Origin of the sequence: Halorubellus sp. JP-L1, assembly GCF_011440375.1 — an archaeon.
Classification (GTDB): domain Archaea; phylum Halobacteriota; class Halobacteria; order Halobacteriales; family Natrialbaceae; genus Halorubellus.
The window spans coordinates 325,370-341,202 of the sequence record NZ_JAAOIR010000004.1 but is presented as its reverse complement, the minus strand read 5'-3'; the positions used below and the strand labels follow the sequence as shown (position 1 = coordinate 341,202).

The 15,833-nt window shown below is 68.9% G+C and carries 15 protein-coding genes and 1 pseudogene; 10 read left to right on the top strand and 6 right to left on the bottom strand.

Annotated elements, in window-relative coordinates; translation table 11 throughout:
* Positions 1-100 precede the first annotated feature (100 nt).
* The 6 genes from G9C85_RS17015 to G9C85_RS16990 all read left to right on the top strand — a co-directional run bounded on the left by G9C85_RS17015 (position 101) and on the right by G9C85_RS16990 (position 5,862).
* Positions 101-1,252 (top strand): pyridoxal phosphate-dependent aminotransferase, encoded by a 1,152-nt coding sequence (locus G9C85_RS17015; RefSeq protein WP_166042178.1) that lies wholly within the window; start codon positions 101-103, stop codon positions 1,250-1,252.
* Between the two features lie 461 nt (positions 1,253-1,713).
* On the top strand, positions 1,714-2,229 hold the full coding sequence (locus G9C85_RS17010) for a hypothetical protein (protein ID WP_166042177.1): 516 nt from the start codon (positions 1,714-1,716) through the stop codon (positions 2,227-2,229).
* A gap of 11 nt (positions 2,230-2,240) precedes the next feature.
* A complete protein-coding gene (locus G9C85_RS17005; protein WP_166042175.1) occupies positions 2,241-3,281 on the top strand; it encodes a hypothetical protein in 1,041 nt (346 codons plus the stop codon).
* Between the two features lie 99 nt (positions 3,282-3,380).
* Positions 3,381-4,529, top strand: a complete 1,149-nt coding sequence (locus G9C85_RS17000) for a DUF5305 family protein (protein ID WP_240148955.1) — start codon at positions 3,381-3,383, stop codon at positions 4,527-4,529.
* An 18-nt stretch (positions 4,530-4,547) separates the two neighbouring features.
* Complete coding sequence (locus G9C85_RS16995; protein ID WP_166042171.1) at positions 4,548-5,372, top strand: hypothetical protein; 825 nt, start codon at positions 4,548-4,550, stop codon at positions 5,370-5,372.
* Between the two features lie 238 nt (positions 5,373-5,610).
* Entirely contained in the window at positions 5,611-5,862 is a 252-nt protein-coding gene (locus G9C85_RS16990; protein ID WP_166042169.1) for a HalOD1 output domain-containing protein, read from the top strand.
* 87 nt (positions 5,863-5,949) lie between these two features.
* Here the strand turns inward: G9C85_RS16990 and G9C85_RS16985 are convergent, their stop codons facing one another.
* The gene (locus G9C85_RS16985) at positions 5,950-8,580 is read right to left on the bottom strand and encodes an RND family transporter (RefSeq protein ID WP_166042167.1); all 2,631 of its coding nucleotides are present in this window, start codon (positions 8,578-8,580) and stop codon (positions 5,950-5,952) included.
* A gap of 153 nt (positions 8,581-8,733) precedes the next feature.
* Here G9C85_RS16985 and G9C85_RS16980 point away from each other — a divergent pair, with 153 nt between their 5' ends.
* Complete coding sequence (locus tag G9C85_RS16980) at positions 8,734-9,489, top strand: TrmB family transcriptional regulator (RefSeq protein WP_166042165.1); 756 nt, start codon at positions 8,734-8,736, stop codon at positions 9,487-9,489.
* Positions 9,490-9,601: 112 nt separating this feature from the next.
* Here G9C85_RS16980 and G9C85_RS16975 read toward each other — a convergent pair whose 3' ends face one another.
* The 5 genes from G9C85_RS16975 to G9C85_RS16955 form a co-directional block, all read right to left on the bottom strand.
* Positions 9,602-10,030, bottom strand: coding sequence for a Rieske 2Fe-2S domain-containing protein (locus G9C85_RS16975; RefSeq protein ID WP_166042163.1), 429 nt, complete (start codon positions 10,028-10,030; stop codon positions 9,602-9,604).
* Positions 10,031-10,215: 185 nt separating this feature from the next.
* Positions 10,216-10,932, bottom strand: coding sequence for a CPBP family intramembrane glutamic endopeptidase (locus G9C85_RS16970; RefSeq protein ID WP_166042162.1), 717 nt, complete (start codon positions 10,930-10,932; stop codon positions 10,216-10,218).
* Positions 10,933-11,002: 70 nt separating this feature from the next.
* Complete coding sequence (locus tag G9C85_RS16965; RefSeq protein WP_166042161.1) at positions 11,003-11,203, bottom strand: helix-turn-helix transcriptional regulator; 201 nt, start codon at positions 11,201-11,203, stop codon at positions 11,003-11,005.
* Positions 11,200-11,616, bottom strand: coding sequence for a hypothetical protein (locus G9C85_RS16960; RefSeq protein WP_166042160.1), 417 nt, complete (start codon positions 11,614-11,616; stop codon positions 11,200-11,202). Before G9C85_RS16960 ends, G9C85_RS16965 begins: the two co-directional genes overlap by 4 nt.
* 51 nt (positions 11,617-11,667) lie before the next feature.
* The gene (locus G9C85_RS16955) at positions 11,668-12,084 is read right to left on the bottom strand and encodes a hypothetical protein (protein ID WP_166042159.1); all 417 of its coding nucleotides are present in this window, start codon (positions 12,082-12,084) and stop codon (positions 11,668-11,670) included.
* A gap of 133 nt (positions 12,085-12,217) precedes the next feature.
* On the opposite strand from G9C85_RS16955, the gene G9C85_RS16950 reads away from it, so the two are divergent.
* The 3 genes and pseudogenes from G9C85_RS16950 to G9C85_RS16945 all read left to right on the top strand — a co-directional run bounded on the left by G9C85_RS16950 (position 12,218) and on the right by G9C85_RS16945 (position 15,825).
* A complete protein-coding gene (locus tag G9C85_RS16950; RefSeq protein ID WP_166042158.1) occupies positions 12,218-13,369 on the top strand; it encodes an SDR family oxidoreductase in 1,152 nt (383 codons plus the stop codon).
* Positions 13,370-13,389: 20 nt separating this feature from the next.
* Positions 13,390-13,491: pseudogene (locus tag G9C85_RS19315) on the top strand (cysteine synthase A); the annotation flags it as partial.
* A 351-nt stretch (positions 13,492-13,842) separates the two neighbouring features.
* Positions 13,843-15,825: an acetate--CoA ligase gene (locus G9C85_RS16945; protein ID WP_166042157.1), complete on the top strand. Its 1,983-nt coding sequence runs from the start codon at positions 13,843-13,845 to the stop codon at positions 15,823-15,825.
* The last annotated feature ends 8 nt before the right edge of the window (positions 15,826-15,833 follow it).

The window sequence follows — 15,833 nt, the reverse complement described above, 5'->3', positions numbered from 1 at the left end:
TAGTGGCGGCGAACGCGTCGGTGACGGCAACCGGTCGGTAGTGGCGGCGAACGCGTCGGTGACGCAAACCGCTTTCACGCCGCTCGTCGTGTGCCATCCCATGACGAACCTCACTCGGCGGGTGCGCGAGCCCGAGCGATCCTCGATACGCGTGATGTACGACCTCGCGGAGTCCCACGACGGCGACCTCGTCCGCCTGGAGGTCGGCGAACCCGACTTCGACACGCCCGCGCACGTCGTCGACGCGGCGCTCGCCGCCGCGCGCGACGGCGACACGCACTACACCCCGAACGCGGGGACCGTCTCGTGCCGGCGCGCCATCTCGGGGATGCTCGCCGAACGCGACGGCCTCGACTACGGCGTCGACGAACTCTGCGTCACCGTCGGCGGCATGGAGGCGCTCTTGCTCGCCGTGCTCGCGACCGTCGGCCCCGGCGAGGAACTGATCGCGCCCGGACCGACGTGGCCGAACTACGAGACCCAGGCCGCGCTCGCCGACGGCACGTTCACCGAGGTCGAGATGCCAGCCGAGACCGGGTACGACCTCGACCCCGACCTCGTCGTGGACGCGATGAGCGACGACACCGCCGCCGTCGTGCTCACGACGCCGAACAACCCGACTGGGCGGACGTTCGACCCCGAGGACTGCCAGCGCGTCGTCGACGCGGCCGCCGACCACGACGCGTTCGTGATCGCGGACGAGGTGTACCTCTCGCTGGCCTACGACGACCAGGCTCGCGCGATCGCCGAGTACGCCGACCAGCCAGAGCACGTCCTCACCGTCGGCTCGTGCTCGAAGGCGTACGCGATGACCGGCTGGCGACTCGGGTGGCTCGCCGGCGACGCCGACCTCCTGGAGCGCATCGTCACCGTCCGCGAGTCCACGACCGCGTGCCCGTCGAGCGTCGCACAGGCAGCCGCGGTCGCGGCCCTGACCGGCCCTCAGGAGCCGTTCGAGGAGATGTACGCGGCGTTCGAGGCGCGCCGGGACCTCGTCTACGACCGCATCCAGGAGATCGAGGGCGTGTCGTGTCCGCGACCCGAGGCTGCGTTCTACGTCTTCCTGGACCCCGGCGTCGACGACGCGCTCGCGCTCGCCAAGTACCTCCTGCGCGAACACGGCGTCGTGCTCGCCCCCGGGAGCGGGTTCGGGGCGGCTGGGGAGGGCCGGCTCAGGCTCTCGTTCGCGAACTCGATGGAGCGCCTCGACGAGGGGCTGGACCGGCTCGAAGCCGGGTTGCGGGCGTACTGAGGGGGACGCCCACGCCTGACTCGGCGTGCGAGACTCCCGCCGACTATCACGGGTCGCCTGCGACGGCGTTTTCGTCCTCGTCGCCAGCGGTTCCACGTGACTGCCCACGAACTGGATTCGGCAACCGTCGGCACCGTTGTTTCCGAGGTGCTGGAGAACGAATCGCGTTTGCGAACGGCTCCGGGTGCGCTCCACCTCGCGGAAGGACGACAGCGGGTTTTCGAGTGGTCGTATCCGAACGATGCGTTCCAGTGCGCGCGCCAGACGGTTCAATTTAGCAACCGGTACGGTTATTTCCATCAGCAACGCCCCAGACCCGCACTCAGGGCACTTTAGACCATGCCATTCCATGCCAAACGGCTTGTAATTTGCATGTATTCGAGTAGAAATACGCCGTTCGGCCAACATCATTAAGTCAGTAAGAGAGATAATATGGTTCGACAATGCACAGGAGAGAATTCATGCTCAGCGGCGTCGGCATCGTCGGCGCGACCACAGTGGGTTCGATCGCCTATACGAATGCAACGGTCAGCCGAGACATCACTGTGGACGTCGACGGAGACACAAGCGGGATTGTCGGACTGAACCCACAGGGAGTTGACGGTGTCACGACTACGAATGGTAAACTCGCAATCGAGACGCCCAGCAGCAATGCGTTAAACAGAGACGCTACGTTCGAATACGGCGACACGGGGACCCCGAGCAACACCCCCGCATTCAATATCGTCAACAACGACGACACCGGCTACAAACTGGACGTCTCCGCGACCACGACGTCGACAAATGGAGCGTTGAAACTATATCTCGAGGACCCGAATGGGTCGACGCATACCGTCGATGGCGGCACTCAGAGTTTCGATTCGTCAGTATGGTCCTCTGGAGCGATAATCAACGCTGCAGTGGAACTGGACACTACCGACCTGACTTCGACTGATACACTCGAGGCGACGATGGAGTTCATCGCCTCCTCCCCCTAAACGGGCACCTCATGAACCGGGGTGCGGTACTCGCCGTGATGGCGTTCGGGGTGGTGTTGACGCTCGGTGCGATAGCGCCGGGTATCGCGCCCGTCGTCATTGCGACCCCCGACTCCGGAAGTATGGTGCCGACGGCGCAGACGCACTCGCTCGTGGTCGTACTCGACACCGAGCCGACCGTCGGCGACGTCGCGCTGTTCGAGACGCCGACGCGCGATCAAGCGGTACTGCATCGGCTCGTCGACCGGACGGCCGACGGCGACGCGTTCCTGACGCAAGGGGACGCGAACGCGGCGACCGACCAGGCAGCGGGCGACCCGCCGGTGTCGCCGGAGCAGGTGTACGGGACGGTCCCGACGATACTCGGGCAGCCGCTCGTGATACCGTACGCCGGCCTCGTCCTGACGAACCCCGCGTTCGCGTTCGGCGTCTGGGCGCTCCTCGGGGCGTCGCTCCTGTACACCACAACTGGCGGACAGGCGGTCCGCGAGACCGTCGCCTCCGTCCCACTCCGCGTGCACGTCGTCGTGCTCGCCGTCGCGCTCCTCGTCGTGATCCCCGCCGTCTCGGTCGCGGCGCCGGCGAGCGCGACCGCGGAGATCCTGACGACGACGACCGCGACCGACGAGAATCCCGCCATCGTCCAGCCCGGCGACGTCGGCGAACGAACCATCGAGGTGTCGTCGCCAGCCATCTGGGGACTGCAGACGGTCGCGGAGGCAGACGGCGACCTCAGCATCCGCTCCGTCGAGGCCACCGGCGACGGCACGCGGACGGTGACCGTCGTGAACGAGCCCGCGGACGGCCCACGCGTGCATCGCGGCACCATCACGGTGTACTCGTTCCCGGCGACCCTCCCGAAGCCGGTGCTCGCGGCGCTCGTCGACGTCCACCCCGTCGTCGCCGGGTTCGCGGCCGCGCTCCCCATCGGCGGGACCGTCCTCGTCGGCGCGCTGCTGTTCATCGACCCGCGACTGCCGCTGCGCGCGAGCCGGAACGCCATCCAGCGACGTCGGCGACGGACGGAACCCGACACGCCAGACTTCAAGTAAGATGACACAGAGACGACGCCCCACTGTCACGCCGGTCGCCCACGAGACAGCTCCGCGTACACGAGACTCGAGCGCGACCGTCGGAGGTGGCCGCCAGTGATGGAGTCGTACTCGTGGTTGCGATTCAAGCACGCGGTCGCGACCAACACGCGAGCGATCGTGGTCGCGTGCATCGTCGTCGCGCTTCTGAGCACGACGATGCTCGCGACGGGATTCGTCACGGACGCGAGCGCGCTCAGCCCGCTCGCCGACGACGACGAGGAGGCGTTGTCGTTCCACGCGGCGAGCGTCGAACAGCACGCGACCGTCACCGTCCGGAACGACACCGACGCCTACGACGCCGGCGAGACGCTCCGGGACACCTCGCTGTACCCGCGATCGAACGCGAGCGACCCGACCGTGACGGCGGCTGCGAGCATCGACCACGGCCGGCTCGAATCGCTCAACGTGACCGTCACGTACACCGCCACGCGATCCACGGACAGCGGTGACGCGTTCTACACGAAGGACGTCGTCATCGCCGTCGCGGACAAGCCGGGGTCGCAGGCGAACGTGAGCGCCGACCTCCCCATCGAGGACGTGTTCGCGACCCGGGACGACCTCGAGGCGGAGTTCGGTAACGGCGTGTCCGTGTCGGTGTCAATCGCGACGGCGGCGACGTACTCCTACGAGCCGGCGACCGGTGGAACGGTCACGCGCACCATCGAGACCGGTGGCGCCGTCGAGCCAATCGGGAACCTGTACGCGCTCCCCACCGGGAGCGAGCGCGCGACCCATCGACCCGGCGCACCCGCCGACGCCAGCGGTGGGATGTCCCAGTTCTTGAACTGGCTCGCGCTCGTCGCACTCCTGTCCTCGCTCGCGTTCGGCGTCGCGACCACGGTCGGGAACCGGAACATCGACGCGAACGCGGTCGCTCGCGAGATCCAGTGGCAGCGGTTCCGGGACTGGGTGACCGAGGTCGAGTCGTACACGCCCCAGGGCGACGTGAACACCGTCGAGGTGACGAACCTCAACGACCTCGTGAACCTCGCGATCGACACGAACCAGCGCGTGCTCTTCCACCGCCCCGTAGAGGAGTACATCGTCGTCGACGACGACGTGATGTACAAGTTCACGCCCGACGTCGGCGAGGACGCCGGGAGCACGGAGCTGTTCGGCCTCCGGAAGGAGGACCTGGAGGAGACGGAGTTCCCGAACTCCGAGACGTTCACTGCGAGCGACTCGACCGACCGTCCGGGCGAATGACGACGAGGTAACTCACAGATGCCACGACGACGCCCACGGAAGACCGATCGAACCGGCCGCCGGCGCCTGCTGGCAGCCGCCGCCACGAGCGTCGCCGGCATCGGTCTGGGACTGAACGTCATCCAGCCGTCCGCGTACACGTCAGCGGTCATGAATCGTCAGTCCTCGATGAACGTCGCCGGCGACACTGACGGTGCACTCCTCGGGTTGCTCGTTGCGGACTCGGTGAAGAAGAACAACCAGGAACTGCTCGTGGAGATCACGAACAACGCCAGTCGAACGCTCACCATGAACGTCTCGCTCGACGACCCCAATCAGGGGACACTGTACGGTCCGAACGGTCCCAATTCGCCGGTGTCGCTCACGATAGACCCAGGCGTGTCGAAGTCCGTAGACATCGACTCTAGCGAGCCCGACGGGACGACGGTGCCGTTCAGCATCGGTCGGAACGGCTCGAAGCTCTCCTTTGACATCGGCCGGCAAACGACAGTACAGGCCGGGAACACGAGTGGCGAGGTCTCTATCGACAAACTCAACCAGTTCGGAGTGAACCAGTCGGCCGACGAGTGGACGATCAAGACCCTGGAAGCGTCGAGCACGAACTACGACCTCGACACCGTCGAACTGGAGATAATCGAGCAAAGCTCGGGGACGACTGTCGGGACGAAGACGTACGACGAAATCGGTGGCACGCAGTTCACGCGGAAAGGATCCGGGAACGATCCCGCCGTCGTCGTACAGCCCGACGACGCGAGTTACGACGTAACGAACGAGACCTACGAGTTGACGGTGACCGCGACGGACACCGCCGGGAACTTCGCCCAGCGGACCGAGACGACGTGAACGACGCGTTGGGGCGTTCTCCGTGCACGAGATCGCCGTGACCGCTCAGTTGAGAGTAGAGTAGTCGACGCCAGTTCAGAGAGTTCGCCGATCGAAAGGCCTCCCGCAACGACGAGTAACACGACCAATGATTACACACCACGCTTGGACGTCCGACCTGCGTCAGACGTTATTTCCCGGCGGGATAGATGCGTAGTAGGCCGAATGTTTATGCTCGAACCTCGGCAAATAGGACGTGATGAGCGTGGATTCCAAGGGTTTGGGCGACACGACCCAACGTATCGTCCAGGCCGTCGCCGACGAGGAAGGGGTGGAGCCGGTCGACCTCGACCCCCCACTGTACGACGTCCTCGACGGCGACCTCCTGAACGCACTCGTCGAGTCGAACGAACGGAGCGACGCGACCGACTCCCTCGAACTCTCCTTCACGTACCACGGATACGACGTGCACGTCGAAGCCGGCGGTAGCGTCCACGTCGAAGCGACCTGATCCACCGACTGCGGCGGGTGCGTCCAGCAGATCGGTCGTCGGCACGTCCATCCGTCCGTCTGTCTTCGAGCGTTCGACCGTTCGCGGTCAGTCGTCGTCTGGAGCGGCCGCTACCGTTCGCTCGAGGTCGACGTCCGCGTGCCGCGTCCAGAGCACGAGGAGGCTCGGGAGGACGAGCACGCTCGCGACGAACGCGTACGCGATCGCGGTCGCAGTCACGAACCCGAACCGCTGGAGGCTGGGGACGAGCGCAAGCAGCAGGACGCCGAACCCGCCGGCGGTCGACGTGGCGCTCGCGAGGAGCGCGCCGCCAGTCCCCGCGAGCGTGCGTTCGAGCGCGGGCACGGCCTCGCCGGTGCTCCGGAGTTCCTCGACGTACCGTTCGCCGATGTGAATGGCGTAGTCCACGCCGACGCCGATCGCGATGGACGCGATGATCGCGGTCTCCGTGTTGAACGAGATGCCCGCGAGGTACATCGTCGCGAACAGCCACGAGAGCGCGAGCACGACCGGCGTCATCACGACCGCGCCGAGGCTGAGCGTGCCGTACCGCCGCCAGAAGATCGCAGTGAGGAACGCGACGATGACGCCGAACGTGATCGCGAATCCCTGCACGAGCGTCACCAGGAGCCCGCGCTGGACGAGTTCCTGCACGATGGGCGCGCCCGTTGCCGTCGCGGTCAGGTCGCTGCCGCGCTCCAGAGTCGCGGCGACCGTCCGCATCTCCGCGGTGACCGTGCCGGTGTCCGCGCCACCGGCGAGCGCGACGCTCACGCGGAGCGCGCGGTACTCGCCGTCCTCGCGGTAGATCGTTGCCTTCGCCGCGTCGGGGTTCGCGCGGTAGACCGCGTCGTACACCGCGGACAGGTTCCGGTCGGGGACGCCGTCGCCGTTAACGTCGTTCCGGTCGACGACCGCCGCGACGGTCTCGTTCTCGGCAGCGGTCCGCTCGACGACCTGGAGGGGACCGTCCACGCGGAGGCCGCCGTCGGCGAGCGTCACCGCCGAGGACGTGTTCGAGAGGTCGCGTTCGGCCGCGACCAGTCGCTCGAGAGTGTCCGAGTCCGTGACCGACCCTTCGACGAGGAGTATCGCCCGGGACTGGTCGCGGGACTGCACGAACTCGTCGTTGATGTACATCGCGTTCGAGCGCAGCGAGTAGTCGCTCGGCCGGAACGGTTCCGGCAGCGACGACATCCACTCCGGCGTGTCCCGCGGGAGGAAGTCCACTTGGTCGATCGAGGTATCGATGTCGGTGGCGGCGACCGCACCGCCCGCGCTCAGGACGACCGCGACCGCGACGACGACGACGGGCGCCCGGCGCGCGACCGTCGCGCCGACGCCGAGCGCGCGGCCGGCGACGCCGCCGCGACCGAACGGTCGCTTCTCGCGCGAGAGCCCAACGCGTTCGGCGACCTCCTCCAGCTCGAGCTTCAGCGGCGGGAGGAGCACGCCGAAGACGAGGAACGCGGAGACGATGCCGACCGCGGCGACCGTCCCGAACTGCTGGATGGAAACGATCGGGCTGACGACGTTCGACCCGAACCCGACCGCGGTCGAGAACGTCGCCGCGCCGATGGCGACCACGACCCCAGCGAGTCCGCGCCGCATCGCGACCGTCGGCGAGATGGCGGGGTCGTCGACCTGCGCTTCGCGGTACCGCATCACGACGTGGAGCGCGTAGTCGATGCTCAACCCGACGAGGAGGAAGGGGACGGCGATGATGAGCTGGGTGACGCCGATGCCGAGCCACCCCATCGCGCCGCCCATCCAGGCGAGGACGAGCACGACGCCGGCGAGCCCGAGGACGACGTCGAGGACGTCCCGGTACGCGAGCCCGAGGAGTGCGACGATGAGGAGGAGCGCGACGGGCGAGATGATCGCGAAGCTCTCGCCGGTCGCGGCCCCGGCCTCCTCGTCGACGATGCCGACGCCGAACGCGAACGCCTCGGGCCGGATCTCCTCGGCCGCCCGGTCGCGGATCTCGAGTTGCGCCTCCGTCACGGCCGGCGGGAGGTCGTCGGTCGCCGCCCCGCCCGTGTCCTGGAACACGAACGTGATCCGACCCGACGCCGTCGTCGACCCGGGCTCGTAGTCCGTCGACAGGAACGCGTACGGATCGACCGGCCCCCTGGCCTCCCGGGACGGGTCGAGGACGCGCTCGACGACCGCCTCCACCTCCGCCTCGGACATCGCCTCGAGCTGCGCGATCTGCTCGTCGAGCGACGGCTGCCGAGGCGGCGCCCCCTCGGTACCGCCGTCTCCACCATCGCCGCCCGCACCGGCGCCCGCATCACCCTCGCCGCCGGTGGCGGCGCTCCCGTTCCGTGCGGCTTCGGCGCGTATGGCCGCCGTTGCGACGACGTTCGACAGGCCGACGACCGGCTGGCGTTCCCGGAGCGTCGGGTTCACGTCGGGGTCCTCGCGGAGCGACCGCTGGAAGCGCAGCGTCGACAGCAGCGACGCCTTCGAGAGGACGTCGTCGCCGCGGACGACGACCTGGACGACGGTCGCGTTCTCGCCGTCGGTCGCGAAGTTCGCCTCGGCGTAGTCGAGCTTCTCGGCCTCCGTGGAGTCGCTCTCGAAGCTCGTGATCGAGAGCCCGCCGTCGACGTTCGCTGCGCCCGCGCCGACGACGAGCGTCGCGACGAGCATCACCGCGACCACCGTCTTGCTGTAGGTCGTCACGAGGTCGGCGTACCGCTCCGGGAGCGTCATGCCTCGACGTAACGGCCCGATCGAAATAAGTGTTGTAGAATCCTACAACAAACGTCGTCGTTGGACCGCGGGACTGATACCACCGCGCGCCGAAGCAACGCGAACGACAGGCGAGGCTGCCACCTCGGCCGAACTCGCCATTCAGGACGAACCATGAGCGCACAGGACGCCGTCACGGCACTCGAACGGCTCGGCCTCCCGAACTACGAGGCGCGCGTGTTCGTCGCCCTCCACGAACTCGGCGGCGGCACCGCCCAGGCCGTCAGCGACCAGTCCGAGGTCCCGCGCTCGCAGGTGTACGGGACCGCCGACGAACTCGCCGACCGCGGCCTCGTCGAGGTCGTCGAGTCCTCGCCCAAGCGGTACCGGCCAGTCGCCCTCGACACCGCCCGCGGAATCCTCGCCGAACGCATCGAGCGCGAGCACGACAGGGCGTTCGAGAACCTCGAAGGGATCCGCGCGACCGAGACCGACCACGGGTCCGGCCAGGACGTCTCGACGCTCCGCGGCCGGCAACCCATCGACGACCGCATCGCGGCACTCGTCCGCGAAGCCGAACTCGCCGTCGTCCTCGTCGCCCCAGTCCAGACCTCCCTCTCCGCGGACGTCGCCGACGCCCTCCGCGAGGCCGCTGCCGACTGCGCCGTCACCGTCCTCACCGCCGACCCCGGCGTCCGCGACGCGTTCGCCGACGACCTGGTCCGCGTCGTCGTGATGTCCGAGGACAACCCCGCCGTCTTCGCGGGTCGCGCGCTCATGGTCGACGACAGCACCGTCCTCCTCGCCGTCGAGACAGACGACGAACCCGTCGACGAGGAAGCGATGTGGACCGGAGACTCCCGCATCGGCCGCATCCTCGCACAGTTCATGCAGTCCGGGATGGAGTCCGGGACCGACCGCGCGGACTGATCCGGAGCGACCGCACGATTTGAGTTACACTGACTGGTCACACTGGCCAGTAACACCGACTTGCGCCTCGGCCGAGGAAGGGACGTCCAGCGACGCCCGGGAACCACTCCCCTCAGAGGTTGATGTGGGACGTCGACGACGGCATCCCATCGTCGTCGTCCTCGTCCTGCACGGCGCCCTCGTAGAGGTACGTCAGGTCGTCGTCCACGAGGTACACCTGGCCGTCCTCGACGGTCACGTCCACGTCCGCGAGCGTCATCCCGGCCGCCTTCCCGTTGTCGCAGTCCCCCGAACACGTGTCGAACGTCGACCCGTGCCGGGGACAGATCATCTCGCCGTCCCGCACGACCGCGCCGATGCCCTCGCGCGCCAGTCGCTGGTCGGTCTCGTGCATGCAGTAGTTCCGGAACGCGGCGACCTCGTCCTCGCACGGCACCACGACCACCTCGCCGTCCTCGCCGTACTCGTCGCGCACCGCGAACAGGAACGACCCCTCCTCGTGCACCGACTCCACGCTCGTCAATCGCGTCCGCGTCGCCATACGCGAACGCAACGACCCCCCGTTCCGTAACGGTTTGGGCACCCCCTGGGGCTACTCGCCCACAGCACGGCAGGGCTCACGCGTGGACGCGACCGCGACGACCGGGCGCGCGGCAACGAGGAGAAAGAGGGGTGCGGGGAGAACGAGGGGTGCGGGGAGAACGAGGAGTCGGGCTGAGCCTCGCGTCAGGCCAGGAGGAGCCCGACGGTCGCGGTGGTGTTCGCGAGGACGTGCGCGACGATCGCGCTCCCGGTGCCGTTGCGGTGTCGGAGGACGCCGAACGCGACCGCGAGGAAGACGAGGCTGGCGACGCGCAGCGGTGGTGCGGCGAAGTCGACGACGACGTGCTTCGCGGCGAACACGACGGCGGTGACGGCGATGGCGGCGGCGACGCCGACGGCTTCGGTGAGTGCGGTCTGGACGACGCCGCGCCACGCGACCTCCTCCGCGATGGGCGCGAGGACGCCGTTCGCGACGAGGAGGGCCGCGAGCGCCCACGTCGGCCCGTCGAAGCCGAACCCGCTCGTGCCGGCGGCCGGGTCGACCCCGAACGCGGCGACGGCGACGACCGACGCGGTGACGACGAACGCGTAGTACGCGACGACCGCCCCGACGCCCTCCAGGACGCCTCGCACGGAGAGCGAGAGCCCCCAGTCGGCGGGGTGGACGTCGACGCGCGTCCCGAGGTACGCGATGGTCGGTGCGAGGACGACGCCGGTGAGTGCGAGCGTGACGGCGGACCCCGCTGCCGTCGTTCCGAGGGCGTCGCCGATGGGCGCGGTGAGGCCGCGTCGGATCGCGAACTCGACGACGACCCAGAGCACGCTGGCTCCGGCGGCGACTGCGACGAGCGAGCTGGCGAGCGATGCGACTCCGGACGCGGTGGTGTGTGCGTCGGACATGGATTGGCGAACGAGTCTCGGTGAGTGGTCAGTCGGTCTCGGTGAGTGGTCAGTCGGTCTCGGTGAGTGGTCAGTCGGTGTCGTCGAGTTCGAACAGGTCCTCGACGAGGCAGTCGAAGTGGTCGGCGAGCTTCAACGCGAGTTCGAGCGACGGGTCGTACCGCTCGCGCTCGATCGAGTTGATCGTCTGGCGGCTGACGTCGACGGCCGCGGCGAGGTCGGCCTGGCTCATGTCGGCGTCGGTCCGGTATTCGCGGACGTGGTTCTTCATCGCTGGAGTCGCGTCGCGCCGTACGCGACCCCCCAGACGACGAACACGGCGACCCACCCGAAGAGGACGCCGTCGACGACCGGCGGCGCGTCGTAGATGCCCGCCTCCGAGAGCGCACCGATGCCGGGCCCGAGGACGACGAGCGCGGCACCGACGACCTGGATGGCGCGAAGGCTCGTGATGCGTTCGAGTGCGAGGTCGCGTTCGTCCATGATGGCGTCGCTCCGGTAGACGACGGTGGCGGCGCCGACGACGAACGTCCAATACGCGGCGACCGCGACGATGGGCCGGCCGAGGTAGTCGAGCGTGATGAACGAGAGCATAGCTGCGGCGACGAGACCGCCGAACAGGCGGCGGTCGCGGCGTCGTCTGGCGAGCGGTTCGTCGTCGACGGTGGCGGTGAGTCCGAGCATGAAGGTGGGCTGAGAGTCGAGTTGGGTTGGTGGTCGAGTTCGGTTTCTGGGTCAGGTTCGTCGCTCGTGGTACGTCGTTCCGAGCGCGAAGACGCCGAAGACGCCGGCGAGGGCGAACATCGCGCCCCAGAACCACGCCGGGGCGGCGTGGGCGTTCGCGGCTTCGAGCGCGGCCATTCCCGGCGCGCCGGCGATGAGGACGAACGCGGCGACGGTGAGCGTGCTTCCGGCGGCCTTCGCCTGGACCTCGCGGTCTCGTTCGTCGTACGGGTCGGTATCCGTCACGGCCGCGTAGCCGAGGAACGCCACGCAGCACAGCCAGTAGAGCGCGACGCCGACGAGCGGACGGTCGAGGGCGAGGCCGGCGACGTACGCGACGCACCCGAGCGCGACGAGCGCCCAGATGGTGCGGCGACTCCGGCGTCGAGCGGCGAGCGAGTCGTGTTCGGTGGTGTCGGTTCCGAGCATGGGTGGTGTCAAGCGCGCTTGTCGTAAAGCTCGCTTTACAGTAAAGCGTCCTTTACACTCCTACTTAATTCTGTCGGGAACGAACCCTCGCGACGGCGATAGACCCTTCAGGCCACCAGTCGACGACCCAGCCATGACCGACGGTACCGTTCTCCTCACCGGCTTCCCGGGATTCCTCGGGAGCGCGCTCGTCGACCGCCTTCTCGGACGCGGCGAGCACGTCACCTGTCTCGTCCAATCGAAGTACCGCGACCTCGCCGAGGACCGCCGCGACGAACTCGAAGCCGACCACGACGCCGCCGACGCCATCGCACTCGTCGAGGGCGACATCACCGACCCGGACCTCGGACTCTCCGAGGACGGTCCGATCGCGGACGACGACGGTCCGATCGCGGACGGCGACCCCGCCCGCGACGGCTTCACTCGCGACGACCTCCTCGAGCGCACGCGCGAGGTCTACCACCTCGCGGCCGTCTACGACCTCGGCGTCGACCGCGACCTCGCGATGGCCGTCAACGTCGACGGCACCGAGCACGTCCTCGACTTCTGTGCGGCCTGCGAGGGCCTCGAGCGCCTCCACTACGTCTCCACGTGCTACGTCAGCGGCCGCTACCCCGGCGCGTTCCGCGAGGACATGCTCGTCGAGGGGCAGTCGTTCAACAACCACTACGAGTCCACGAAGTTCCTCGCCGAAGTCGCCGTGCAGGACGCCATGGACGACGGCCTCCCCGCGACCGTCTACCGGCCGAGCATCGCCGTCGGCGACAGCGAGACCGGCGAGACCCAGAAGTACGACGGGCCCTACAACGTGATCGAGTACCTGCTGGACCAGCCCGCGGTCGCCGTCCTCCCCGAGTTCGGCGACCCCGGTGCCGTCGAGGTGAACGTCGTCCCGCGGGACTTCGTCGTCGACGCCATCGACGCCATCGGCGCCCGCGAGGACACCGTCGGCGGCGTCTACCAGCTCGCCGACCCGAACCCGCCGAGCGTCGCGGAGATGCAGGCCGCGTTCGCCGCCGCGACGAACACGTGGACGATCGACGTCCCGTTCTCCAAGTCCGCGTTCCAGTGGCTGCTCCGCGAGGTCGACGCGTTCCGCGAATGGACAGGTATCGACCCCGCCGTCGTCGACTACTTCACTCACCCGACGCGGTACGACACCACGAACGCGACGCGCGTCCTCGACGAAGCGGGTATCGAGTGCCCGGACTTCCGCGAGTACGCGCCCCGTCTCGTCGACTACGTCAGGAACAACCCGCACGTCGGCAGCGACGCGATGACCTGACCGGCGAACGGAATGGTACCGCAGCCCGGTACGCCCGCGACGACCCCGAGGAGACCGTCGTCGTGGTACTCCCCGACGCGGGCGAGCGATACCTCTCAAGGGACCGCTCCGACGAGAGCTGACGACCCTGGTCCTGCCGCTGGCGGTCGTCGGAACCGGAGTCAAACGACCGTTTGAGTTAACGGTTCCTTGAAGTGTTTATCCTACTGACTGGTAGGTGGTGCTTCGGCACGGATACGCCGCCGACGTCGACTGCCCATCGGCGTCGGGGGAACGACCGGAGTACCACGCCTGTCACGGACACACCGACGCGTCGCCGACATAGCCTGCCTGCCCCGCAAGGCTACGCGGCGGCGCCAGCCAGTTTTCTTCTCTCCTCGCGGTCCCGAACGACGGCACGACGCACCGCGAGCGCGATCGTATCGCCAGACGCGGGGCCAACGCTTAAGCGAGCGAGCGCAAAAGTCGAGACGATGACGGACCCAGACGGCTCGCCGGACGACCGCCGCGATCCTGGGTCGTCGCACGAAGCCGATTGCGTACCGGTCCCGTCCGCGTTCGAGGGACGGGCCACGCCGACGGACGACGACCGCGACGAGTTCGCGGTGAACTGGCCGGCGGCGTGGGCGAGGGCGGGGGACGCGCTCGAATGGGAGCGCGACTACGACGCCGTGCTCTCGACCGGCGACGACGGCGGCCCGCCGTTCGAGTGGTTCGCCGGCGGCGAACTGAACGCCTGCGCGAACTGCGTCGACCGACACCTCCCCGAGCGCGCCGACGCCGTCGCGCTCGAGTGGAACGGGCACATCGGCGAATCCCGGACGTACACGTACCGCGACCTCCACCGAGAGGTGAACGCGGTCGCCGCCGGGCTGCGGGACCTCGGCGTCGATGCAGACGACGTCGTGACGACGTACCTGCCGGCGGTGCCCGCGGTCGCGGTCGTGATGCTGGCGTGCGCTCGCCTCGGCGCCGTCCACAACGTCGTGTTCGCGGGGTTCTCAGCGGACGCGCTCGCGACCCGGATGGAGCGCGCGGGCTCGCGGTACCTCGTGACGAGCGACGGCTACTATCGCCGCGGGGAGGCCGTCGACCAGCGCCGGCGCGCGGACAACGCGACGATGTCGCTCCCCTACGAATTGGACGCGACGGTCGTCGTCGACCGCCTCGGCACGAACCCGGACGTCTCGCGCGACGACCGGCACGCGTACGACGCGCTCGTCGACGCGTACGACGGCGAGCGCGTCGCCCCGGTCCCGCGCGCCGCGACGGACCCATTGTTCCGCATCTACACGTCCGGGACGACCGGCGAACCGAAGAGCGTCACCCACACGACGGGCGGCTACCTCGCGCAGGTCGCCTGGTCGACGCGTCGCGTCCTCGACGTGACTGCGGACGCGGTGGTGTGGAGCACCGCGGACCCGGGGTGGATCACGGGGCACTCCTACGGCGTGTACGGGCCGCTCGCGCTCGGCGCGACGACGGTCCTGACGGAGTGGAGTCCGGACGCGGTCGACCCGGACCGGCCGTGGGCGCTCGTCGAGGACCTCGGCGTCGAGGTGCTGTACACGGCACCGACAGTGGTGCGGTCGTTCGCGAAGTGGGGCGCCGAGCATCCGGCCGGACACGACCTCTCGAGCCTCCGCGTCCTGGGGAGCGTCGGCGAGCCGTTCGACGCGGAGACCTGGGAGTGGTACTACGAGCACGTCGGCGGCGGCGACTGTCCCGTGGTTGACACGTGGTGGCAGACAGAGACCGGCGCCGTCCTCCTGTCGACGCTCCCGGGCGTCGACGAGGCGCGACCGGGTGCGGTCGGCGGGGCGCTCGCCGGCGTCGGTGCGTCCGTGCGCGACGCGAGCGGCGAACCGACCGACCCCGGGCAGCGCGGGTGGTTGACGATCGACAGACCGTGGCCGGCGATGGCGCGCGAGCTGGCGACCGCGACGGACTGGGGCGCCCGCGTCGCCGCGGAGAGCGGCGTGGGGCGCGACGGCGACTGGTGGTACCGCGTCGGCGACGAGGCGTTCGTCGACGCGGACGGCTACGTCACCGTGCTCGGGCGCGCGGACGACGTGGTGAACGTCGACGGCCGCCGGTTCAGTACGGGCGAGATCGAGCACGCGCTCGTCGAGGTCGCGGGCGTCGCGGAGGCGGCGGTGATCGCGCGCGACGACCCCGACTCGGGGAACGCGCTCGTCGCGTACGTCACGACCGCGGACGAGCGGACGGACGTGTCGACGCTCCGGGAAGCGCTCGGGGACGCGGTCGCCGCCGCCATCGGCGCCGGCGTCCGCCTCGACCAGGTCGTGTTCACGCCGGACCTCCCGAAGACCCGCTCCGGGAAGATCATGCGCCGCCTCCTGGAGGACATCGCGAACGGCGAGGGCTACGGCGACACGAGCGCCCTCCGGAACCCCGAGGTCGTCGGCGAACTGGAGGCGCGCCACCAGGACTGACGGTCGCC